Source organism: Streptomyces sp. NPDC096048, from assembly GCF_044763415.1.
Taxonomy (GTDB): domain Bacteria; phylum Actinomycetota; class Actinomycetes; order Streptomycetales; family Streptomycetaceae; genus Streptomyces.
Window position 1 is genome coordinate 273,146 of the sequence record NZ_JBIWGG010000006.1, and the last position, 21,962, is coordinate 295,107.

The 21,962-nt window shown below is 72.0% G+C and carries 19 protein-coding genes; 9 read left to right on the plus strand and 10 right to left on the minus strand.

The window, feature by feature from the left end:
- Nucleotides 1-49: 49 nt before the first annotated feature.
- From bagI to bagA, 7 genes are all read right to left on the minus strand, one after another.
- On the minus strand, nt 50-1,012 hold the full coding sequence (gene bagI / locus ACIQ6R_RS18470) for an AfsR/SARP family transcriptional regulator BagI/FevR (protein WP_404222452.1): 963 nt from the start codon (nt 1,010-1,012) through the stop codon (nt 50-52).
- Between the two features lie 208 nt (nt 1,013-1,220).
- Nucleotides 1,221-2,144: a bagremycin/ferroverdin biosynthesis o-aminophenol oxidase BagH/FevF gene (gene bagH / locus ACIQ6R_RS18475; protein WP_404222453.1), complete on the minus strand. Its 924-nt coding sequence runs from the start codon at nt 2,142-2,144 to the stop codon at nt 1,221-1,223.
- Between the two features lie 34 nt (nt 2,145-2,178).
- The gene (bagZ, locus tag ACIQ6R_RS18480; RefSeq protein WP_404222454.1) at nt 2,179-2,553 is read right to left on the minus strand and encodes a bagremycin/ferroverdin biosynthesis copper chaperon BagZ/FevE; all 375 of its coding nucleotides are present in this window, start codon (nt 2,551-2,553) and stop codon (nt 2,179-2,181) included.
- A 132-nt stretch (nt 2,554-2,685) separates the two neighbouring features.
- Nucleotides 2,686-4,062, minus strand: a complete 1,377-nt coding sequence (gene bagG / locus ACIQ6R_RS18485; protein WP_404222455.1) for a bagremycin/ferroverdin biosynthesis FAD-dependent oxygenase BagG/FevA2 — start codon at nt 4,060-4,062, stop codon at nt 2,686-2,688.
- A 131-nt stretch (nt 4,063-4,193) separates the two neighbouring features.
- Nucleotides 4,194-5,228 (minus strand): phospho-2-dehydro-3-deoxyheptonate aldolase BagF/FevY, encoded by a 1,035-nt coding sequence (gene bagF, locus ACIQ6R_RS18490; protein ID WP_404222456.1) that lies wholly within the window; start codon nt 5,226-5,228, stop codon nt 4,194-4,196.
- Between the two features lie 3 nt (nt 5,229-5,231).
- The gene (gene bagE, locus ACIQ6R_RS18495) at nt 5,232-6,560 is read right to left on the minus strand and encodes a bagremycin/ferroverdin synthetase BagE/FevW (protein WP_404222457.1); all 1,329 of its coding nucleotides are present in this window, start codon (nt 6,558-6,560) and stop codon (nt 5,232-5,234) included.
- On the minus strand, nt 6,557-8,146 hold the full coding sequence (gene bagA, locus ACIQ6R_RS18500) for a bagremycin/ferroverdin biosynthesis tyrosine ammonia-lyase BagA/FevW (protein WP_404222458.1): 1,590 nt from the start codon (nt 8,144-8,146) through the stop codon (nt 6,557-6,559). Before bagA ends, bagE begins: the two co-directional genes overlap by 4 nt.
- Nucleotides 8,147-8,315: 169 nt before the next feature.
- Here bagA and bagB point away from each other — a divergent pair, with 169 nt between their 5' ends.
- The 9 genes from bagB (at nt 8,316) to ACIQ6R_RS18545 (ending at nt 17,303) form a co-directional block, all read left to right on the plus strand.
- Nucleotides 8,316-9,089 (plus strand): bagremycin/ferroverdin biosynthesis DhnA-type aldolase BagB/FevI, encoded by a 774-nt coding sequence (gene bagB / locus ACIQ6R_RS18505; RefSeq protein ID WP_310872882.1) that lies wholly within the window; start codon nt 8,316-8,318, stop codon nt 9,087-9,089.
- An 18-nt stretch (nt 9,090-9,107) separates the two neighbouring features.
- Complete coding sequence (gene bagC, locus ACIQ6R_RS18510) at nt 9,108-10,214, plus strand: bagremycin/ferroverdin biosynthesis 3,4-AHBA synthase BagC/FevH (RefSeq protein ID WP_404222460.1); 1,107 nt, start codon at nt 9,108-9,110, stop codon at nt 10,212-10,214.
- Between the two features lie 4 nt (nt 10,215-10,218).
- Nucleotides 10,219-10,581, plus strand: a complete 363-nt coding sequence (locus ACIQ6R_RS18515; protein WP_404222461.1) for an SAV_915 family protein — start codon at nt 10,219-10,221, stop codon at nt 10,579-10,581.
- Nucleotides 10,582-10,700: 119 nt separating this feature from the next.
- Nucleotides 10,701-11,807, plus strand: coding sequence for a LuxR family transcriptional regulator BagY/FevT (bagY, locus tag ACIQ6R_RS18520; protein WP_404222462.1), 1,107 nt, complete (start codon nt 10,701-10,703; stop codon nt 11,805-11,807).
- A 224-nt stretch (nt 11,808-12,031) separates the two neighbouring features.
- A complete protein-coding gene (locus ACIQ6R_RS18525; protein WP_404222463.1) occupies nt 12,032-12,721 on the plus strand; it encodes a hypothetical protein in 690 nt (229 codons plus the stop codon).
- A gap of 1 nt (nt 12,722) precedes the next feature.
- Nucleotides 12,723-14,405, plus strand: coding sequence for a GH3 auxin-responsive promoter family protein (locus ACIQ6R_RS18530; protein ID WP_404222464.1), 1,683 nt, complete (start codon nt 12,723-12,725; stop codon nt 14,403-14,405).
- A 174-nt stretch (nt 14,406-14,579) separates the two neighbouring features.
- A complete protein-coding gene (locus ACIQ6R_RS18535) occupies nt 14,580-15,446 on the plus strand; it encodes a class I SAM-dependent methyltransferase (protein ID WP_404222466.1) in 867 nt (288 codons plus the stop codon).
- On the plus strand, nt 15,443-16,573 hold the full coding sequence (locus ACIQ6R_RS18540; RefSeq protein WP_404222467.1) for a hypothetical protein: 1,131 nt from the start codon (nt 15,443-15,445) through the stop codon (nt 16,571-16,573). Before ACIQ6R_RS18535 ends, ACIQ6R_RS18540 begins: the two co-directional genes overlap by 4 nt.
- A gap of 25 nt (nt 16,574-16,598) precedes the next feature.
- The gene (locus ACIQ6R_RS18545) at nt 16,599-17,303 is read left to right on the plus strand and encodes a DUF6182 family protein (protein ID WP_404222468.1); all 705 of its coding nucleotides are present in this window, start codon (nt 16,599-16,601) and stop codon (nt 17,301-17,303) included.
- 48 nt (nt 17,304-17,351) lie between these two features.
- Here the strand turns inward: ACIQ6R_RS18545 and ACIQ6R_RS18550 are convergent, their stop codons facing one another.
- From ACIQ6R_RS18550 to ACIQ6R_RS18560, 3 genes are all read right to left on the minus strand, one after another.
- A complete protein-coding gene (locus ACIQ6R_RS18550) occupies nt 17,352-19,523 on the minus strand; it encodes a hypothetical protein (RefSeq protein WP_404222469.1) in 2,172 nt (723 codons plus the stop codon).
- Nucleotides 19,524-19,602: 79 nt separating this feature from the next.
- Nucleotides 19,603-21,135 (minus strand): MFS transporter, encoded by a 1,533-nt coding sequence (locus ACIQ6R_RS18555; RefSeq protein ID WP_404222676.1) that lies wholly within the window; start codon nt 21,133-21,135, stop codon nt 19,603-19,605.
- A 138-nt stretch (nt 21,136-21,273) separates the two neighbouring features.
- On the minus strand, nt 21,274-21,915 hold the full coding sequence (locus ACIQ6R_RS18560; protein ID WP_404175811.1) for a TetR/AcrR family transcriptional regulator: 642 nt from the start codon (nt 21,913-21,915) through the stop codon (nt 21,274-21,276).
- Nucleotides 21,916-21,962 lie beyond the last annotated feature (47 nt).

Consider the following 21,962-nt stretch of genomic DNA (forward strand, 5'->3'; position numbering starts at 1 on the left):
TGGTCCTGTCCATCCAGGAGCAGAGGGAGGGGCGTTGTCGTGAACCGGTTCAGTAGGCCGCGACGCCAAGGTCGACGTCGCTCAGGTCCAGCCAGAGGGACAGGATCCGGCGCAGCCCGTCGCGTTCCGTGCGGAGCAGGTCGTTCTCCAGCCGCAGCTGCTCCAGCGGGTCGGCCGTGACGGTGTTCGGCGAGGTCCGTGAGAGCAGCGCGACGCCGGCCGGGCGGCGGCCCTGGTGACCGTCCGGGCGAGGGACGGCGTAGGCCGGCGGGTCCGCGGGGGGAGGTGAGCCCGCCGAGGGGAGCCGCCCCACCAGGATCGACTGGTGCAGGACGTGCAGGTCTCGGGCCGGCTCGATGCCGAGGTCTTCGGAGAACCGCGCCCTGACGGCGCGGAAGGTCTTCAGGGCGTCCGCCTGGCGGCCCGAGTGGTACAGCGCCAGCATCAGTTGGGCGCAGGCGCGCTCCCGGAAGGGATTCTCGGAGACGAAACCGGTCAGATCGCCGATGATCCGCTGGTGGTGCCCGAGCTTCAGCGCCACGTCGAAGTACTCCTCCTGCACGGTCAGCCGGTCCTCGTGCAGCCTGACGACGAGCGCGCCCAGCGCCGGGCTGTCGAGGCCGGCCGCGACCGGTCCGCGCCACAGCGCGAGCGCCGACTTCAGCAGCCTCTCGGCGCGCTCCAACTGGTCGTCGCGGACCATGGCCCGCCCCTGGGAGACGAGCCGCTCGAATGTGAACAGGTCCAGGGCGTCCTCGCCGTGAACGCTGATCCGGTAGCAGGAGGGATGGGTCTCGATCACGCTGTCGCGCTCGCCGCCCCTGAGCAGGCGGCGGAGGCCGGAGACGCAGATGCGGATCTGTCCGTGGGCGGACGCGGGCGGCTTGTCGTCCCACATCACGTCGACGAGCCGGTCGAGGCTGACCATCTGATTCGGCTGCAGAAGCAACGCGGCGAGTAATTTCTGCCTGCGGATGCCGCTTATTTCTATTCGCTCCCCGCCGTTCGTCACGAGTAGCGGGCCAAGTATCTGGAACACGTGGTCGGCGCACATATCTATACCCCCGGTAATGATGTGCGAGAAAATGGCGCACGGACGCGTGCAGACCCATAGCTGCGCCAATGCAGTTGCCATCGGCATCACGTGAATGTCGATGGCAACTGTCGTCAGCGGCACAGGACCACGGTCGTGCGAGCTGTTTCCTGGACCTCTGAAGAACCTACTCGTAGACGTAGAACTTCGTGTGATCGAGCAGATCGGCCGGAGTCATCGTGTACCAGGGCGCGAGCTTGGTGTGCAGCGAGGGCACATCCGGGTGCTCTTCCACCGGAAGGTACTGAGGAACGTCCGGGTGCTGCTTCTGCCAGATCGACCAGGCCTTGTCGAGGAAGGAGTGGTGCATGAAGAAGATGGGGTCGTTCGGCGACCCGATGTACAGCATGTGGCCGCCCACCCAGGTGTGGCCGGCGCCGTGCAGCTTGCCCAGGTTGGCCTCGTGGGGGAACTTCGCGTACCCCTCGAGGTGGTTGCGCAGGGACTGCGTCTCGGTGCCGTACCCCGAGGTGTAGTTGTAGGGCGGCGTGTCGTACGTCGGCAGGGCGAGGGTGTCCTCCAGCTCCTTCGTCGTCGGCAGGACGGGGTTCGTGGTGCCGAAGTCGCGGACCAGGTAGTCCCGGTCGTCCGCGGTGTAGTTGCCGTTGAACGCCGGGTGCTCGTCACCGACCGGGACGACGCTGACGTTCAGCTTCCAGCCGTTGCAGCGGGCGAACGGGCCGGTCATGACCCTGCCGTCGCCGGGCCGGCCGTTGCCGCCCATGAAGTCGTCGGCCCACAGGGGCGAGTCGGGACTCTGGTCCTTGGTCCAGTCCCAGTACGGGATGGTGACGGTGGGGTCGAACCGCTGCATCGCCCGCTCCAGGACCAGCAGGTACTGGCGGTGCCACGGGAACAGGCCCGGGCCCATGTGGCCCCAGCGCTTGCCGACGCCGCCGTCCTTGTCCAGGTAGTCACCCGAGTTGATCTTTATGTGTATTCGGACCAGCTCGTCGTAGACGCCTGTCTCCTTGACCCGGAGCAGGGCACGGATGAATCGTCTCTTCTCCGCGCGGGTCATGTCGAGGTGGTTCTTGCGAACGGGAACCATGGGCTTCTTCCTTCTCGGTTCTCTCGCGTCCGGGTCAGGCATGGTGGTGGCCGCCGGAGGGCAGCAGGTTCGCCCCCCGCAGCTCGTCGACGGCCTGGCGGCCGGCGGCCAGCGGGGTGGCCTCGAACCGGTAGTGGCACATCGAGCTGAGGTACGCGCCCTCGCCCAGCTTCATCAGGTGCAGTTCCCGGCCGTCTATCCGCACCTGCTCGGTGCTCTTCGACACGGTGATCGTGCGGCCCTTGTACTGCTCGGTGTACAGGTCCCCCGACGCTTCCCCGGCCGCCCGGGGGACGGCCGCGTCTTCGTTCGAGGCGGCCCAGGTGTTGCCCGCGTGGATGACGGCGGCGGGCGCCGCCGCGACCGCGACGGCGCCCGCCATGCCCTTCATCACGTCACGTCGTTTCACTGCTGTCCTCCTGATTGAACAAACCATCAAACAGTGGTAAACGTCCCGGCCAGCCTTGCAATGGGATGTATCGGCGGGATATCGCGCCGGTGGTACCGCGCCCGCGGGTGCGCCGCGCGGCTCTTCGCGAGATCAGGCCTGCCGGGGACGCGGCGCGATGTTGTGGTTGAACCGGAAGAGATTGTCCGGATCGACCCGGGCCTTGATCTCTGCCAGCCGGGCGTAGGTGGCCGGTTCGTAGCCGCTCTCGGTGAGGTCCGCCGCGTCGGGACTGGCCAGGAAGTTGAGGTAGCGGCGCCCGGTGCCCCACGCCGCCATGCCGTCCACCACGAGCGGGGGCCGGTTGTCGGGCAGCGAGAGGGTCGACAGCGCGAAGGCGGCGTCCCGGTGGTCGACGGCGTTGGGCGTCTTCGGCGGCCGGCCGACCGCGCCACCCAGCTGCCGTAGCTCCACGGCCAGGTCGATGCAGTCGGCGCCGGGGCCGGCCAGCTCCAGCAGCGCGCCCACGGCCGCCTCGTCCAGCTCACGGAGCATCATCGACCGCTCGCCGTAGGGGATCGGCTCGGTGGGGTCGTTGTGGATCTCTCCGCACCTCGTGTACGGCATGTCGGCCAGCGTGTCGACGACCAGCGGACCGGCGGCGCGCAGCGGCCCGACCAGCTTGTCGCCGTCCTCGGCCGAGCCCAGGTAGGCGATCCGGACGTGCACGGTCAGCCGGCCGCGCAGGAAGGGCGGGATCGACTCGACGTCCGGCAGCCGCAGCAGTGCCAGTGAGGAGGTGAGGTCCTCCGGCACGGTCGCGGTCCACTCGCGCCAGGCGTGCAGCACCTCAGCGGCGGCCTCGCCGGCGAAGAACAGTCCGCCGCCGTACAGGCGCTCCACCGGGACGAGGCCGAACTCCAGGGCGGTGACGACACCGAAGTTGCCCTTGCCGCCGCGCACGGCCCAGAAGAGGTCGGTGTCCTGCTCGGCGGTGGCCCGGTGCGACTGTCCGTCGGGGGTGACGATCTCCAGGGCGGTGACGTGGTCGGCGGCGTAGCCGTACTTGCGGGCCATCAGCCCGAGGCCGCCGCCGAGCGTGTAGCCGATCACGCCGGTCAGCGGCGACGAGCCGTTGAGCGGGGCGAGGCCGTGCTCGGCGGCCGCCTCGATCACCTCGAACCACTGCGTGCCGCCCTCGACCCGGGCCGTCCGCGTGACCGGGTCGATGTGCACGCCGCGCATCCCGCGGGTGCTGATCAGCAGTCCGCCGTCCGCCGCGGTGGACGGGCCGTGGCCGGTGGCCTGGACGGCGACCGGCATCCCGCGGGCGGCGGCGAAGGACACGGCCTCGCGCACGTCCTCGGCTCCCGCCACGACCGCCAGCAGGTCCGGAGCGTGCTCGGTGATCTGGTTGAACCCGTCCGTCTCCGGGGCGAAGTCGTCGTCCCCCGGCAGCAGGACCCGGCCCCGGAGCCGTTCGGAGAGCTCCGCCGCGGCCGGCTTCTCGATGCTCTTGCCTGTCGTCATCCTCAGTCCTCCCGGACCCGGTTGTGTGGCGGGACGGAAAGGACTCTGCCAACGGCGGGGGCCGGGTCCCATCCCCCGTTTGAGGAGGATGCGGCGACCGGCCGCCGGACCGGGCCCGGCGGCCGTCGCCGTTACGGGAGGGAGGCGGCCCCGTCGAGGATCCGGTGCCCTGCGGGCAGCTCGCCGCGCATCGCCGCGCCGAGTTCCTCCAGGTCCTCGTGGACGAGCGCCTGGGGCCCGTCGCACAGCGCGGTCGCCGGGTCGGGGTGCACGTCCACGATGACCCCGTCGGCGCCGACTGCCAGCGCCGCCCGGGTCAGCGGAAGCACCAGGTCGCGCCGCCCGCCCGAGTGCGAGGGATCGACGATGACGGGAAGGTGCGACAGCCGCTGGACGATGGGCACGGCAGAGATGTCCAGGGTGTTGCGGGTGGCCGTCTCGAACGTCCGGATGCCGCGTTCGCACAGCACGATGTCGAGGTTGCCGCGCTGCGCGACGTACTCGGCGGCCATCAGCCACTCCTCGATGGTCCCGGACATCCCCCGCTTGAGCATGACCGGCTTGTCCACGTCGCCGACGGCCTGCAGCAGCGCGAAGTTCTGCGCGTTGCGGGTGCCGATCTGCAGCATGTCGGCGTACGAGGCGACCAGTTCGACGTCGTGGGCGTCGACCACCTCGGTGACCACGGGCAGGCCGGTCTCGGCGCGCACGTCGGCGAGGATCCTCAGCCCGGCCTCGCCCAGGCCCTGGAAGGCGTAGGGAGAGGTCCTGGGCTTGAAGGCACCGCCCCGCAGGACGGTCGCGCCGGCCGCCCGGGCCATCAGCGCCGCCCGCAGCGTCTGCTCCGGCGTCTCCACCGCGCAGGGCCCGGCGATCAGCGTCGGCGCGCCGGGGCCGATCGGCGCCCCGCCCACCCGGACCACCGAGCGGTCCGGGTGGCTCTCCCTGCTGATCAGCTTGTACGGCACCGAGATGCGCACCACTTCGGCGACCCCGCGCAGTGCGCCGAGGCTGAGCGTGCCGAACTGCTCGATGTCGCCGACCAGTCCGACGACGGTGCGGCTGGTCCCGCGGCTCACGAAGGCGTCGCCGCCCGCTGACTCGACCCGCGCGACGACCGCGGCGACGTCCGACGCCGTGGCCTGTGCGGCCATCACGATCACCATGTCTCAACCCCGGACAACGGCCTGCCCCCAGTCCTCGTCGGGCCCGAACAGTTTGCGCGGCTTCATGGCGTCCAGTTGCTCCGCCAGCAGCGCGGTCGGCACCAGCGTGCCCTCGGGCACCGCGCCGGCCACGCAGGGCACCCCGAGTTCCGCCTCGACGGACGCGGCGAGCGAGGCGGCGGCCTCCGCGCCGTCCGGGCCGGGCGCCTCGAACTCGACGACCAGGCGGTCCCGTTCGGCCCTGGCCCGCCAGAACAGCACGCCGTGGGAGGCGGGCAGCCGGTAGACCATCTCCTCCACCTGGATCTGCCCGAGGCGCCGCCCGGCGACCGTGTAGCCCTGGCCGAGCCGCCCCATGACCCGCACGGTGGGGAGCTGCCACCCGCAGGGGCAGTCCTCGTACCGCAGTTCCACCAGGTCTTCGAGGTTGTAGCGCACCAGCGGCATCGCCTCGCGGTACAGCGGGGTGATGACGAGCTGACCGGCGCCCTCGGCGGTGATGCGCCCGGTCTGCGGGTCGTAGATCTCCGGCAGCACCCGGTCGGCCCAGAAGTGCATCCGGCCGTACGGGCAGTCGCTGCCCAGCGGGCCGACCTCGGTGCAGCCGTACTCCCCGATGACCGGGGCGCCCCAGATCTCCTCGATCCGGCGGCGGCGCGCGTTGCTCATCGGCTCGCCCGCCACGTACAGCGCCCGCAGCGACTTGAAGGAACCGGCGGGGCAGCCGGCGGCCTTGGCCGCGGCGACCCACAGCAGGCACTCGCTCGGCGTCGACCAGGTCAGCGTCACCTCCAGGTCGCGTAGCACGCGTACGACCCGCGAGTAGGGCACCGCGAGCGAGCGGCAGTCGCCGGGGACGACGGTCGCGCCCCCGCGCATGGCGGCCCAGTGGGCCATGTGCCCGGCGAGCACCAGCCCGTAGGGGATGCGCACCAGCATGGTGTCCTCGGGACCGAGCGGGACGGTCTTGCGGACGAACCGGTCGGCCAGGTCGGTCCACTCCGCCTCGGTGAAGTAGGCGGGGGTCGGGTTGCCGGTGCTGCCGCTGGACTCGTGGTAGGTGGCCAGGCGCTCCCTGGGCACGGCGAGCATGCCGAAGGGGTAGCTGTCACGCAGGTCCGACTTCCCGGTGAGGCCCACCGTGGACAGTCCCTGCCCGGCCTCCAGCCGCTCGGCGTAGAACGGCGAGTCGAGAGCGTGCCGCAGCGTCGGCCCGATCCGCTCCCGCTGGTGCGCCCGCAGTTCGTCGAACGTCTTCCAGTCGCCGATGGCCGGCAGCGCGCCGGCCGCCGGACCGGAGGCGGCCGCTTCGGTGTTCAGGGCGACGGTCACTGATTGCCTCCCTCCCGGGCGGCCTCGGTGATGGCACCGGAGGCGATCATCTCCACGACCGCGGTGATATCGCCGTCCATCTGCCGGTCCTTGGCGGCGAAGGGGACCTCTTTGCGGATGCGCGCGTGCACGGCCCTGGTGCGCGGGCTCATCTCGTCGACGCCGCGCAGCTCGACGGCCTGGCAGGCGGCGAGGAGATGGATGGCGGCGACCTCACGGGTCAGTTCGATCACGTTGCGCGCGTCGCGCGCCGCGATCGGGGCCATGCTGACCTTGTCCTGGTTGTGGGCCTCGGTGGAGCGGGAGAACGTGGAGGCCGGACCCGCGTGTTTGAGCGCCTCGGCGGTGAGCGCCGAGCACGCGATCTGCATGCCCTTGAAGCCGTGCTGGAGCCCGGCCTCGGTGTCGTCGTCGTCCACCCGGGTGATCAGGTTCGGGGTGAGGCCGTTGTTGAACTTCTCGTCGACCAGGAGCGCGAGCTGCCGGTCGAGCAGGTCCGCGACGCCGGCGACGGCCGTCTTCAGGGAGTCCATCGCGGTGACGACGTGCCCGCCGTAGAAGTTGCCGCCGCTGTACACGGCGCCCGTGGAGGGGTCGAACAGCGGGTTGTCGCTGGAGGAGTTGATCTCCACGGTCATCCAGGTGCGGACCCAGTCGAGCATGTCCCGCAGCACGCCGTTGACGTGCGGGGCGCAGCGCAGCGAGTAGCGGTCCTGGATGCTGCGGGCGAGCTTCTGGTAGTGCCGGCCGTCCAGCGGGACGTTCAGGTCGACGACCTGGTCGTACGTCATCGCCAGCGAGGAGCCTTCGAGCATCTCGTGGATGAACGCGGCGCTGGCGCCCTGGCCGCTGTGCGGCTTCTCGTTGTGGATGAACGGCGCGTAGTGGCCCCGGTTGCCGAGCATCCCCTCGCTGGCCAGCGCGGTGCAGATGTCGGCGACGTCGGCGAGTTCGGCCGCCGCCTCGGTGTTCAGGACGGCGAACGCCGAGCTGAAGGAGGTGCCGTTGATCAGCGCCAGCCCGTCCTTGGCCTCCAGCGTCACCGGTTCGAGGCCCAGCTCGGCCAGCACCTCCGCGGTCTGGCGGGTCTCGCCGCGGTGGCGCACCTTGCCCTGGCCCGTCAGGGCGTTGGCGAGGTAGCAGAGCGGGACCAGGTCGCCGCTGGCGCCGACCGAGCCGCGCTCGGGGACGGCCGGGAGGATGTCGTACCGGAGGAAGTCGAGGAGCAGGTCCACGACGGGGAGGCTGACGCCGGAGTTTCCCCGGGCCAGGCAGTTGGCGCGGATCAGCACGGTGGCGCGCACGACCTCGTCGGAGGCCAGCGGGCCGGTTCCGTTCAGGTGGTAGCGGATCAGCTCGTTCTGCAGTCGTGCGGTCTTCTCCGGTGATATCTGCCGGTTGACGCTGTCACCGAATCCCGTCGTCACCCCGTAAATGGGCTTGCCGGTCGCGAGGATCTCCAGCTTCAGGTTCCGGGAGGCGTTCATCGCCCGCAACGCGTCCTCGGAGACCGCGAATTCCGAGCCTTCGCGGGATGCGGCGGCCACGGTCTGGGCGATGCTCAGGCCGTGCCCGTCAATCTTCATGGTCGTCACTTTGTGGACACCTTTCTCGCCGGTTGCCCACGAGTCTTGACCGCTGATGTTTCCCGTCGATATCGGAAAGGCGCCGCACGCGATATGCGGATGAGACGCCGAAGATACCCGCCCTCTTCAGGGTTGATCCAAGACCGGCACGGAGAAATGAGGAACCCCCATGATCTCCAATGGCGCGTTCGGCAGGCGGCTACGCCTGCGGCGCCTCTACCGAAACGATTCCGAACGGCTGCTGATCGTGCCGATGGACCATTCGGTGAGCCAGGGACCGATCACCGGCGGCGAAGGGCTCGACGCACTCGTGGGCCGGCTGGCCACCAACCGGGTGGACGCCATCGTCCTGCACAAGGGCAGTCTCCGGCACGTCGATCCCGCCTGGTTCGGCAGCACCTCGCTCATCGTCCATCTGAGCGCCAGCACCGTGCACGCTTCCGACCCGGACGCCAAGTACCTGGTGGCCGGCGTCGAGGAGAGCCTGCGGCTGGGCGCGGACGCGGTGAGCGTGCACGTCAACCTGGGTTCGGACGGCGAGCAGCGGCAGGTGTCCGATCTGGCGGTGGTGGCCGAGGCCTGTGACCGCTGGAACGTACCGCTGCTGGCGATGATGTACCCCCGCGGCCCCAGGATCAGCGATCCGCGCGACCCCGCGCTGGTGGCGCACGCGGTGACCCTGGCCGCCGATCTCGGCGCGGACCTGGTGAAGGCCCCGTACGTCGGCTCGGTGACGGAGATGAAGGAGATCGTCGCCCGCTCTCCCGTCCCGGTCATCACCGTCGGCGGTCCGCGCAACGACGACGAGGGCCAGGTCCTTGCCCACGTCGGCGAGGCGCTGAGCGCCGGCGTCGCGGGCGTGGCCATGGGCCGCAACGTTTTCGAGGCGCCCGATCCCGGCGTCATGGCCGGGAAGCTGGCCGACCTCATCCACAGTGAGTGACCACGAGGAGCCCTGCACATGAAGCTCAGTTGGCTGGACATCCGAGGCGTCGACGAGGCACGGGACGCCATCGTCCAGGAGGCGCTGCACCAGCGGGTCGACGGCATCGTCGCGGCGGACCCGGCATCCCTGGAGGGCCTGCCCCCGACCGTCACCAAGGTGCTGTTCCCCCGCGGCAAGGCCCTCCCGGAGGACTTCGGCGAGGCCACCGTGGTCATCGTGGACCCCGACTTCCACAAGATCACCCCCGCCGAGCTGCGGCTCGCGCACCCGGAGCTGGAATTCGGCCGGTTCGTGGAGATCGTCGACGCGAAGACGCTGGAGGACGCCTGTCAGTCGGCGCGCACCGAGCAGTGGAGCCTGCTGCTGTTCCGCGACCCGACCAAGATCCCGCTGGAGATCGTCATCGCGGCGTCCGCCGCCGCCCGGGGCAGCCTGATCACGGTGGCGGCCGACGTCGAGGAGGCCGAGATCATCTTCGGCGTGCTGGAGCACGGCTCCGACGGCGTCATGATGGCGCCCCGCAAGGTCGGCGACGCCACCGCGCTGAAGGCCGTGGTCAACGCCGAGACCCCCGACCTGGTCCTGACCGAGCTGGAGGTCGTGGGCACGGAGCACGTCGGCATGGGCGAGCGCGCCTGCGTCGACACCTGCACCTACTTCCGTGAGGACGAGGGCATCCTGGTCGGGTCGCACTCCAAGGGCATGATCCTCTGCGTCAGCGAGACGCACCCGCTGCCGTACATGCCGACCCGCCCGTTCCGGGTGAACGCCGGCGCCATCCACTCGTACACGCTGTCCAGGGACGGCCGGACCAACTACCTCAGCGAGCTGAAGGCCGGCAGCAAGGTCGTGGCGTCCGACGTCGAGGGCCGCACCCGGCTCGTCACCGTCGGCCGGGTCAAGATCGAGACCAGGCCGCTGATCTCGGTGAACGCGGTCTCCACCGACGGCCGCGAGGTCAATCTGATCCTCCAGGACGACTGGCACGTGCGGGTGCTCGGCCCGGGCGGCAAGGTCCTCAACAGCACCGAGCTGAAGCCCGGCGACAAGGTGCTCGGCTTCCTGCCGACGGAGGACCGGCACGTCGGCTACCCGCTCGACGAGTTCTGCCTCGAGACGTGACGTAGTGGACGCGCTCCTGTACGTCCCGGCCCGGGTCGGCGACCTCGACGGCGCGGCGGCCGTCGTGCGTACGGCCCGGCCGGGTGCCGGTACGGAGCGGGTCGGCCTCGCCTTCACCCGCGAGGAAAGACTCCGCGCCGCGCTGGGCCCCGCCCAGCGGTGGATCCGGTTGTCCCGGCCCGCACTCCTGGCGCTGCTCGGGCCACTGGGCATCGAGCACGTCCGGATCGACCCGCTCTACGTCGGGCCGGAGATGCCGAGGATGCCGGAGGCGGCCGGCCTGCCGACCGTGGACATCCGCGGGAACGGACCCGTCCTGACCGGCCCGCGACGGTACGCGCAGTGGCTCCCGGACGACGTCTGGTGACGGTCGGCTCCGGCCGGCCTCACCGCCCCGGAACCGCCAAGTGGCGTACGGTGGTGCCGGGTTGTGACAGGCAAGGCTGACTCTTCATCCGTAGACCACCCCGGAACGGAGTGCCGGAGATGCCCACTGCTCTCGGTCGCGACGAACTCCTCCTGCGCGCCGGACGCGCGGACAGCCCGCACACGCTGTTCAGCACGCTGGCGACGCAACTGCGCAGGGCGGTCCCGTACGACGCCGCCGTCTGGCGGGCCACCGACCCGGAGACCGGCATGATCACGTCGCCGATCCTCGCGGAGAACATCGAGGATCACAGCTGTGCCGTCTACTGGCAGTACGAGCTGTTCACGGAGAAGGTCAACCTGTTCCGGGACCTCGCGCTGGCGCCGGTACCGGTGGCCAGCCTGTGGGAGACCACGGGCGGCGAGCCCGAGCGCAGCTCCCTGTACCGGGGTTTTCTGGCGCCGCGCGGGGTGCACGACGAGTTGCGGGCCGTGCTGCGGGTGGACGGCCGGCCCCACGGGTACATCAGCCTGTTCCGGGAGAAGGGGCGGGCCGAGTTCTCCACCGGGGAGCGCAGGTTCATGGAGGACCTGGGCACGCCCGTCGCCCGCCTGCTCAGGGCGTACGCCAAGCAGCGCCCCGAGGCCTCCGGCGACGCGCTGACCGGCACCGGGCTGCTGCTGTTCGACGCCGGGGGCGCTCTCGTCTCGGTCAACGACGAGGCACGGCGCTATCTGGAGGAGATGCCGCAGGGTCCCGCCTCGCTCACCGCGCTCGGCCTGCGCATACCCCTGTGGGTGCACGGCACCGCGATGCGGGCCAGGGCGATCGCCGAGGAGCGCGGCGGGGACACCGCGCGGATCAGGATGCGCACCCGCACCGGCCGCTGGCTGGTGTGCCACGCGTCCTGCCTGCGCGGGGCCGACGGGCGCCCGGGCGCCTCCGCGGTGATCATCGAACGCGCCCCGGTCTCCGACGTCACGCCGCTCGTCGTGCAGGCCTACGAGCTGTCGGAACGGGAGCTGGAGGTCACCCGGCGGGTGGCGCGCGGCCTGTCCACCAGCGGGATCTCCGAGGAGCTGCACCTGTCGCCGCACACGGTGCGCGACCACATCAAGGCGATCTTCGAGAAGCTCGGCGTGTCCAGCCGCGGCGAGTTGGTGGGCCGGTTGTTCACCGAGTACTACGAGCCCGTGGAGTCGTCCCCCACCGGCCGGCGGAGCTAGGACCCGGCCCGGCACGCGCGCCGAAGGAACCGGCACCACCACCCTAAGAACCGACCGCACCGCGGCCCCGCGCGGGCCGCCGCCCGAGCGGCCGTGCCCGCGCGCGCACGCGGCCGTGCGCGGGAGGGCCGGCATGTGCTCGAACCGGCACGTGCGCGGGACCGGCACGCGCCCGGGCCGGCAGGCCCTCGGGACCTGCCGCGGATCAGCTAAAGGAAGTGAAGATGCCGACCTCACCCATGTCGTACGGCCCCCCGCCGTACGCGCCGCCCCGGGCCGACGGCCCGGAATTCACCGTTCTGCTCGGCCCGGACTACTCGGGCAAGTCGTCGGTGCTGCGACGTCTCGCCGACAGCGGTCGCTGGACGGTGGTCACCTGCGACCAGGCACCGCTCGACACCGACTACGCGCTGATCGGCCGGGCCCGCCGGGAACTGCTGTCCGAGGCGCTGAGGGCACCGGCCGGACGCTACTCGCCGGACATCCTCCTCACCCTGATGCAGCTGGCCGTGGTGCACATGCGCGACCGCGTGACCGGCGCCCCGCCCGGACGCCCGGTGATCGTGGACTCCTACTACCTGAAGATCATGGCCAAGTGCACGCTGCTCGGGTACGCCAATCCCTCGTTGTTCTCCTGGTGGCGGTCGTTCCCGCAGCCCGCCCGGGTCGTCTACCTCGACGTTCCGTCCGCCGTCGCCTGGGAGCGCAGCGGGCGGGGAGCGGCGCTGAACCCGATGGAGCACTACGGCGACACACCCACCGAGGAAGCGTTCACCCGGTTCCAGGACGATCTGCGCGACTTGCTGCACGCGGAGGTGGCGGGCATGGAAGTGACCACCCTCGAACCGGGCTCCGGCATCGACCGTGCCGTCGACGCCGTCGTGCACGCGTCGGGACAGCGGGCCGGTGTCTGACATGGAAGCAGAACTGTTCCCCGCGTACCGGGAAAGGGTGCTGGCCGAGCGGGACGGGCTGCGAAAGGCGCTCGGCGACGTGCGGGCGGCACAGGACGGCGCACTGCGGCACCTGCTGAGCGCGAACGCCGACACCGAGTTCGGGCGGCGGCACGGCTTCGCCCGCTGCCGGAGTGTCGACGACTTCCGCGCGGCCGTCCCCATCGCCGACTACGAGGCCCTCGGGCCCTGGATGGAGGCCGCCGCGGCCGGCCGGCCGAACGTACTGAGCGCCGATCCCCCCGTGGTCTTCTTCAAGAGCAGCGGCAGCACCGGCGACAGCAAACGGATACCGGTCACCCGGGAGTTCATGCGGACCTCCTTCTTCCCGCCCTACTACGCGGCCTGGGCGAACATCGTCGAGCACCACCCGGAAGCCGTCCGCAGGCCCGACGCCACGCTCAACCTCAAGCACGACCCCGCGCCCGCCGCGGCCGCGACCCACTCCGGACACCCCCATCTCGGCGCCAGCCAGGTCGACTTCGGCCGGGTCTTCGGTGAGCGGCTGTCGGCGGAACCGGGCAGCCGCGCCCCCTGGAGCACCCTGCCGTCGTTCGTGGACCCGGCCGACCACCCGCGGCGCGACTACGTACGGCTGCGCACCGCCATGGCGCACGACGTGCGCTGCGTCATCGGTATCAACCCCGCCGTGGTGGCCGCGCTGCCCCACCAGCTGGTCCAGTGGTGGCCGCGCCTGGTCAAGGACGTGTACGACGGCACGGTCGACGGCCGTCCGGGGCCCGCCCCCGACCCGGAGCGCGCCCGGCTGCTGGACCGGCTCGCCGAACGCGCGGGCGCCCCGCTGCCCGCCCATGTCTGGCCGCGCATGGAAGTGCTGTTCTGCTGGACCACCGGACTGGCCTCCCTCTACCTCCCCCGGCTGCGCGAGGCGTTCGGGCCCGGGGTGAGCGCGCTGCCCGCTCCCGCGGCGGCGTCGGAGGGCTTCGTCGCCGTGGCGCTGGACCGGCATCCCACGGCCGGCTCGCCCGCGGTCACCGGCGGGCTGCTGGAGTTCGTCGACGCCGACGGGGAACTGTCTCCCGGCAGCGACACGCTGCTCTGCGACGAACTGGCGACGGGCCGCGAGTACCACGTCGTCCTCAGCCATGTCGGCGGCCTCTACCGGTACGCCCTCGGCGACGTGGTACGCGTCGTGGACCGCGCCGGGGGCGTGCCCCGGCTCGAGTACGCCGGCCGGCGCACCCTGTCCGACGCCGCCGGTGAGCGGCTGCGCGAGGGGCACGTGGTGAACGCGCTGCACGGCGCGACGCGTGCCACCGGCCTGGAGATCCGCAACGCCACCTGCCGGGTGACCGGGCGCCCCGCGCGGCCGGGCACGCCGGAACCCGGTGCGGACGGCCCACGGCGGTACGCCTTCGCCGTGGAGCCGTTCGGCCGTTGGTCGCGCGAGGAGACCGAGGCGTTCGGCCGGGCCCTGGACAGCGCGCTCGGCGGGCGGTCCGACGGCTACCGGGCGGCTCGCGCGAGCAACCGCCTCGGCGCCGTCGACCTGCACCGCGTGGCGTCCGGCGGCTTCGCCGCCGACTGGCAGGCCAGGGTCGCCGGGGGCACGCGGCCGGCACAGGTGAAGGACCGGGTCTTCCAGAACGACGACGCGGCGTGGCGCCGGCTGCTGGGCACCTGAACGGGCCGCCCGCGCCCGCCGGGCGCCGACGGAACAGGCGGGCGAACCCTTCCCGACGCGTGAACGGGCCCGCGCGCCCGCCGGGCGCCGGCAAAGCCGGCGGCCGACGCCCGGCCGGCACCTTCGCCCTCCCGCCCCCTCCCCCTCTCCCTCTCCCTTCTTCAAGGAGCAAACGTGGAAACCCTCGACGCGGTCGCCAGGACCTCCCTCCTCACGGCGGCTCTGCGGGCCCGGGAGAGCCGGCGCCCGGACCGGTTGTTCCGGGACCCGTTCGCCGCCCGGCTGGCCGGCGTCCTCGGCACCGACCTGTTCGGCCGGATCGGCGACGCCACCCGGCCGAACCGCGCAGGCCCCGCGGCGCCCGTACCGAGCACGTTCGCCTACAACGCGATCAGGACCCGGTACTTCGACGACCTCCTGCTCGCCCGCGTCGCGGAGGCCGACCGCCCCCAGGTCGTGATCGCCGCGGCCGGCATGGACACCCGGGCCCACCGGCTGCCCTGGCCGTGCCCGGTCGATGTCTTCGAACTCGACCGCGCGGAGGTCCTCGCGGCCAAGGAATCGGTGCTGCGCGCCGAGCCGGCGCCCCCGCGGGCGACCCGGCACCGGGTCGGCGCCGACCTGCTCGGCCCGGACTGGACCGCCGCGCTCACCGAGGCCGGCTACGACCCCGGCCGGCCCTCCATCTGGCTGCTCGAAGGATTCCTCTACTACCTCACGCGGGAACAGGTCGGCCAGGTGCTGGACCGGGTGCGGGACACCACCGCGACCGGCAGCACGCTCGCCGCGGACCTGGTCAGCGCCACGGCCCTCACCGCACCCGCCGTCGCGCCGCTGCTCGCGGTGTTCGAGAGCTGGGGCTGCCCGTGGCTGTCCGGGCACGACGAGCCGGAGGCGCTCTTCGCCGAGTACGGCGTCGAGGCGACGGTCCGGCAACCCGGGGAGCCCGGCGCCGACTTCGGCCGCTGGCCCGACCCGGTCCCTCCGCGGGACGTTCCCGGGGTCGGGCGCGTCTTCCTCGTCCACGGCCGGCGCCTGTGACCGCGCCCCGCCCCAGACTCCTGATCGCCCCGGTCACCGTCACCCCCACCAAGGCACTCGGCCTCAGCCACCTCAAGGGACTGCTGTGGGTGGACGTGATGTACCGCGCCACGCGGATGCTGGACGACCACGACGTCGACTACCTCTACAGCAACACGACCTTCAACGGCACCCGGCAGACCGCCGGCTTCTGGGAGTACCTCGACCGCGTCCACGGCGACGCCGACCTGAGCGCCGCCACCGAGGACGAAGTAGGCCTGCTCTACACGGAGTTCCAGACCCGCGGCGACCCGCCCGGCGACGCTGCCCTGCTGCCGTACGTCCGCGCCGTCGAGCAGACCGGCTGGACCCATCCGGTGAGCCGGCGGCTGCTGGAGCTGTGGCGCGGCCACTTCGCCTGGCTGGGCATGCACGACCCGGGTCTCACCGCCACGCGGCGGCCGGGCCTCGAGTTCGAGGAGACGGTCGAACGGCTCGCCAAGCACGGTCTCTGCCTGGACACCCGCGACGACGGCGGCCCCGTCTACCTGGACGCCACCGCCCAGGGGCTGCCGCTGCGCCCCGCCACGTCCGCCACGGGCCGCCCCAACTACCTGGGCTGCGCCCTGCGGGACCTGCTGCCGGCGGTGGAGGAGTACGACGAGATCGTCCTGCTCCACGACCGCGAGCTGACGGAGGACTACGTCCTGCTGCAGAAGCTCCTCGGTGCGCTCGGCGGCGCCCGTGCGCACCGGGTCTGTCTGGACCGGGTTCCGCTGGACGGCGCGGTGCGCTCCAGCCGGCACGGCGTCGCCCACGCGCACACCGTCGCCGGGCTGGCCGGCGCGCTGCGGGACCACGCGTCACCGGAGGCCGTCCGGCTCGGCACGAGGCTGTACTTCGTCGCCGGGCTCGGAAAGGGCGTGAACGGGCCGTCCTACCGCGAGGACCTCCTGCGCCAGACCGTCGAGCGCGCCGCCGGACTGCTCGCCCGCGAGGACCCGCCGTCCGCCCCGGACGCCCCGGAGTTCGTGCGCCGGCAGACCGGCGGGCGGGCCCACGTGGATCCCTACCGGCTCACCTCCGCGCTGCTGCGCAGGCACCAGCGAGTGCCGCTGCGCGCCGTCGCCTCCGCCGTCTACCTCTGACCGCCCGGCAGAAGGGGCACCGCCCGTGTTCACCCAGCAGTACCTCCGGGAGCACGCCGAACGCCGTGTCCGGGCCGCGCACGCCGGCCCGGCGGCCGAGCCGGGCCGGACGGCCGTGACGGTCGTCCTGCGGCGCTTCGAGCCCACGACGTTCGTGCGGTCCGCGGTGGCCTACGCCCTGAACCTGCCGGACACGCTGAGCGAGCCGTGGCTGCGCGCCTACACCCGCACGGTCTTCCTCTCCGGCAACCCCGACAACCTCCGTACGCGATTCGCCTTCCAGCACGTCAGCGCGGACGGCGCCATGGCGTGGACGCTGCCCGAGGACACCGGCGAGGCCCCGCCGCTGCGGCGCCTGCTGCGGCTCTTCCCCGCGGCCGCCCTGCCGCCGCTGCCCGCCCGGATCGAGATTCCGCCGCGGGACGGCGCCGGTCCGGACCTTCGCACGGCACGGCTCGACGTCGTCACCACCCGGGTGTCCCTGGCCGACTACCTCGTGCACGTCCACCACGCCCTGGCCGAGGCGGTCCTGTCCGGGGTGATCGGCGCGGGCACCGGAGTCGTGCTCCGGCACCTGCCCCGACTCGACCCGGCCGAGGGGCCTTACGCGATGCTGCGCGCCGTCCCCGACCGGGACGCGGCCGACGGCCGGCTGCGCGCCTGCGCGGGCGTCGCCCGGTGCGGCGTGGAAGGCGAGGAAAGCGAAGGGACTTGGGTTCATTTGGAGTGAAATGAGAAGGAAGCCCCTTCATGGCCTCGCCGCGGGCAACGCTAGCACTCAGCCCGGGATCAGGTCGCGCAGATTTTCGAGGGTGACGATCCGGGAGTCCGGGTGCAGCCCCTCGGGGCGTTCCAGACCGATGTACGTCACGGGCTCCTCCGGGACCGGCCCGCCGTCCCACAGGTCCAGGACCGTGGTGTCGCGGGACATCAGGTCGATCAGGTACCCGATCGTGAGCTGCTCGCGCTCCACGAGGGCACGCACCACCTTGGCCACGGACACCTGGTTCTCCTCGACCCGGTTCGCGTACGAGACCCCCTTCAGGTGCAGGTGCAGCCACTTGGCACGCCACCTGCCGTCGTCCCCGCGCCGGAAGACGAGCGGCAGCGCCACCCGGCCCGCCCCGCGCAGCTCCGACTTCATCCGCACCGTGCGCGGCTCGAACGGACGGCCCTTCTGCTCGCCCTCGCGCAGCATGAACCCGAAGAACGACTCCTCGACCTCCTCGAAGCTCTCGCCCGCGTAGATGTTGACCTGCGGAACGACGAACGTGCTGCGCACCCGGTCCAGGGACAGCTCGATGAACTCCGAGGCCCCGTCGGGCGCCTCGGTGACATCGCCCGAGTGCTCGCCCCCGACGGCTGTGAGGGCCGTGTAGGAGAGCCAGGAGTCGGTGCTGTAGTCGCTGTGCAGGAGCAGCGCCGACAGGTCGTAGTCGGTCCGCTCCCCGGTCTCCTTCCAGTACACGAAGAAGCGCAGCCGTTCGCCGTCGATCTCCGAGACCGAACCCCGCGGCAGTACGCCGAACCCGGCCGCGGTCGCCCTGCCGCTGAGCGGGAGCGCCACGTCGAGGACGTCGGGGTCGATCAGCAGCCGGCCCGGCGCCGGGAGCCGGCGGCGCGTCTCGGCGTCGAGGGCGGCGATCAGGCGGTCGCGGTCGGCGGCCGGTACCGCGGGCCGGACGTCGCGGGCGGCCCAGGCGCGGCCCCGGCGGTTGACGAAGACGCGGGGTTCGCCGGTCTCCCGCTCCCGGTTGTGGAAGTGCTCACGGACCGAGAGGACGACCCGGCCGGAGACCTCGGGAGCGACCTCCACCGCGGCGGCCACCACCGCGTCCCGCTCCTCCTGGTCGGCGGCGATGCGCAGCAGGAGGTCCAGGGCGCGGAACAGCCTGCCGGGAGCGGATTTCAGCAGCCGCACCGCACCGGGGACGTCGAAATCGTCGAGCAGCTGCTCGAGGCGGCTGCCGAAGGACCGCGCCTCCTTCTCGCCCCGCGCGACGGCGAACACGTCGGCGGCGTGCGGCCAGCGCGGGTACTCGTGCGGGTGGAGACGCTCACCGAGCCGCTTGAAGGGCTCCCGGTGCGCGTGCACGTCGGCGAGCTTGGCGGGGTTCGCCGCGATCAGCGCGTCGAGGCCCGCGAGCAGCCCCCGGCGCACCGGGCGCGACAGCTTCCGGAACCGGGTCGGCTCCTGGAGCGTCACGTCGCCGCCCGACAGCGCGCAGGCCAGGCGGAGCACATCGGTGACGGTGTCCAGCAGCAGACCGGCGCCGACGCCGAGGCGGGCCTCGTTGACGACCGCCCGGTTCTCCCGGACGGGGATGGCCTCCGGCTGGGGGCCGAGCGCGCATCGCTCGGCGAGAACCTCCAGGTCGCGCAGGTGGTCCTCGCCCAGGGGCGTCGTGCTGCCCGCCAGGGCCAGGTACAGGTCCGTGAGTTCGTCGTCCAGGCCCCGTCCGAGGTGCAGGACGGTCACCCGGTCGCCCGCCGCGGCGATCAGCTCGTCCTGCGCCGCGAGCATCTCCTCGTAGGTGTGCTGGTAGCGGCCGTACGCGGGAAGGCTGAGCAGGTCCAGCACCCCGTGCGCCAGTTGCGTCAGCACGTTCTCGCGCGACGTGGCGTCGCCGAGCGCCTCCGCCACACACCGGGTCCAGAATTCCTCGGTGTCCGGCACGTTCGCCGGGAAGTCGATGAAGTACGCGTTGTGCCGGACGTGGTCGCCCACCATCTCGCCCACGGTGCGCAGCGTCCGCTGGGCCGCGTGCACGACCGCGGCCTCGGACAGCCCGGACAGCCGCTCCAGCAGCTCGGCCGAGAGCTTGAAGCCCACGGATGTCAGCGCCACGTCGAACTGCCGCGCGGCGGCGGCCCCTTCACCGGCGGAGCCCTCGGGGACGGGGAGGCGGTGGGTGTGCCGGATGACCAGCGATTCGAGACTGTGCGCCATTCGGGGATGATCGCAGAGGTGTGCGAACCGGCGCACAGGGGTTTTCCGTACGCGCTTGCCGGTCGATGGACCTCGGCGGTCACCCGCCCCCGTCGCTGCGGCCGTCCTCTTCCGCCGTCGCCGCCCGGTCTCCCGGGTGGCGCAGTGCGCAGAAGTAGCCGACCGCGAGGGCGACGGCCATGCCGTAGAAGACCCACTGGTTGGCCTCGGCGAAGTCCATGCGGATCGCGGGCATCGCCTCCCGCATCGTCGTCTCCAGCGCGCCGTCACCCGTGGGGGTGCGGGAGTCCGCGTTGCCCGTGATCGCCTGCGTGACGTCGCGGGCCACGGAGTGCTCCGCGTCCGGCGGTACTCCGCGGGTGCGGAGGGTCTCCGTGACCCGGTCGGTCATCGTGTGGGTCAGCATGGTGCCGAAGACGGCCAGGCCGATGCTCGCCGCGTAGTTGCGGACGGTCTGGGTGATGCCGGTGACCTCGCCGTACGAGGCGTTGATCGCGCGGTTGACCGCGTCCGTCGACGCCGGGGCCAGGATGAAGCCGATGCCCGCGCCGGCGAGCGCGGCGTAGGGCCACTGGTCGTGCATGGACAGGTCGGTGAGTTTGCCCGCCCAGAGCGCGAAGCCCACGGCGCCGACCGCGCAGCCGATCCGCATCGCCGGGCGGGCGCCCCGCTTGTCGAGGATGCGGCCGCCCCACTGGGAGGCGAGGGCGAACCCGGCGAAGAAGTACAGCAGGTACAGCGCGGCCTGGTTGGGTGAGGCGCTGAGGGAGACCTGGGCGTAGACCGAGGCGAAGAAGAAGACGGGGACGAACGCCAGCATGGCGAAGAAGAGCACCAGCGTGTCCACGGTGAAGGCCCGGTCGCGGAAGACGGCCAGGTCGATCAGGGGGTGGCGGCGGGTGGTGCGCAGCTCGTAGTGGCAGAAGAAGGCGAGGAGGGCGAGGCCGCCCGCGATGCAGAGCCACGTCGCCGCGCTGTCCCAGCCCCAGGCCGACGCCTGCTGGAAGCCGAGGACGCTCAGGCCCATGCCGGCGACGATCAGCAGGGCGCCCCTGACGTCCAGCGACTCGTCGCGGCGGCGGTCGGAGATGTGGGCGAGCGCGGTGAGGATCAGCGCGATGATCGCGACGGGGACGTTGACCCAGAAGATCGCCCGCCAGGTCCAGGACGTGAGCCAGCCGCCGAGCAGCGGTCCTACGGCGGTCAGGGCGCCGGTGACGCCGAAGAAGAGGGCCAGGGCGCGGCCCCGGCGCTCCACGGGGAACACCGCCACGACCACGGCGAGCGCGGCCGGGAAGAGCAGGGCGGCGCCCAGCCCCTGGGTGGCCCGGAAGACGACGAGCCAGGTCAGTGCGTGGTCTCCGGCGGGTACGCAGCCGCACAGGACCGAGGAGACGACGAAGACGAGGGTGCCCGCCACGACCACGCGGCGCGGCCCCCACAGGTCGGCCAGACGCCCGCCGAGGGCGAAGAAGGCGGCCAGGGAGAGCAGGTAGGCGTTGATCACCCACTGCATGCCCGAGGTGGAGAGGCCGAGTTCGGAGACGATGTCGGGGGCCGCGATCGACACGATCGTCTGATCGATGAACGTCATCGCCACCGCGAACATCATGGCGGCGAGTGCCAGCGGCTGGGAGGCGGCGTGGCCGGCACCAGGCGCGTTCTCGTCCTGCTTCGTGTGCGTTCCGCTCACCCGGCCAGTGTGCGCCCGTCCCCGCGCCCCTGCATCCGGGGCCGCCGCCGGGTCGGCTCAGGAGCGGCCGTACTCCGCCAGGGCCGGTGTCAGCAGGTCGAAGGCGCGCGGCGCCTCCCGTGTCAGTACATCCGCGATCTCCGGGTTGGTGGACCCGGCCAGCGTCAGTTCCTGGATGCGGGAGAACAGGACCCGGTGGACTCCGCCCAGCAGTGCCGCGGCCGTGCGGGGCGTGATGTCGTCGGGCGGGGTGGCCGTCGTCTCGGCGAGGGCCGCGGTCAGCGCCTCCTCCCGCCGGTCGTGGAGGCCGCGCAGGCAGGAGGTGAGAGTGGGGCTGTCGGCGATCATGCGGGTGAAGGCCGGGCCGGCGAAGCCCGCCACCGGGTCCTGGGCCTCGACCGCCGCCAGGAAGGCACGGCGCAGGGCCGCCAGCGGGGTCTCGCCCGGTTCGCGCGCGGCGACGGTGTCGGCCAGGGCGGCGACGAACTGGTCCTGGTGGTCGAGGGCCAGGTCCTCCTTGCGCGGGAAGTAGTTCGTCACCGTCTTCTTGGCGACGCGGGCGGCGTCGGCGATCTCCGCGATCGTCGTGCGCTCGAAGCCCTGCTCGATGAAGAGCCTGGTCGCGTGGTCGGAGATCAGCTGCCGGGTCTCGCGCTTCTTGGTCTCGCGGAGGCCGGGCGCCGGTGTGTTCAGGTCCATGGAAGTAATCTTACCTCGGTAGTATTTTTATGTTGCCAGTCAGCATG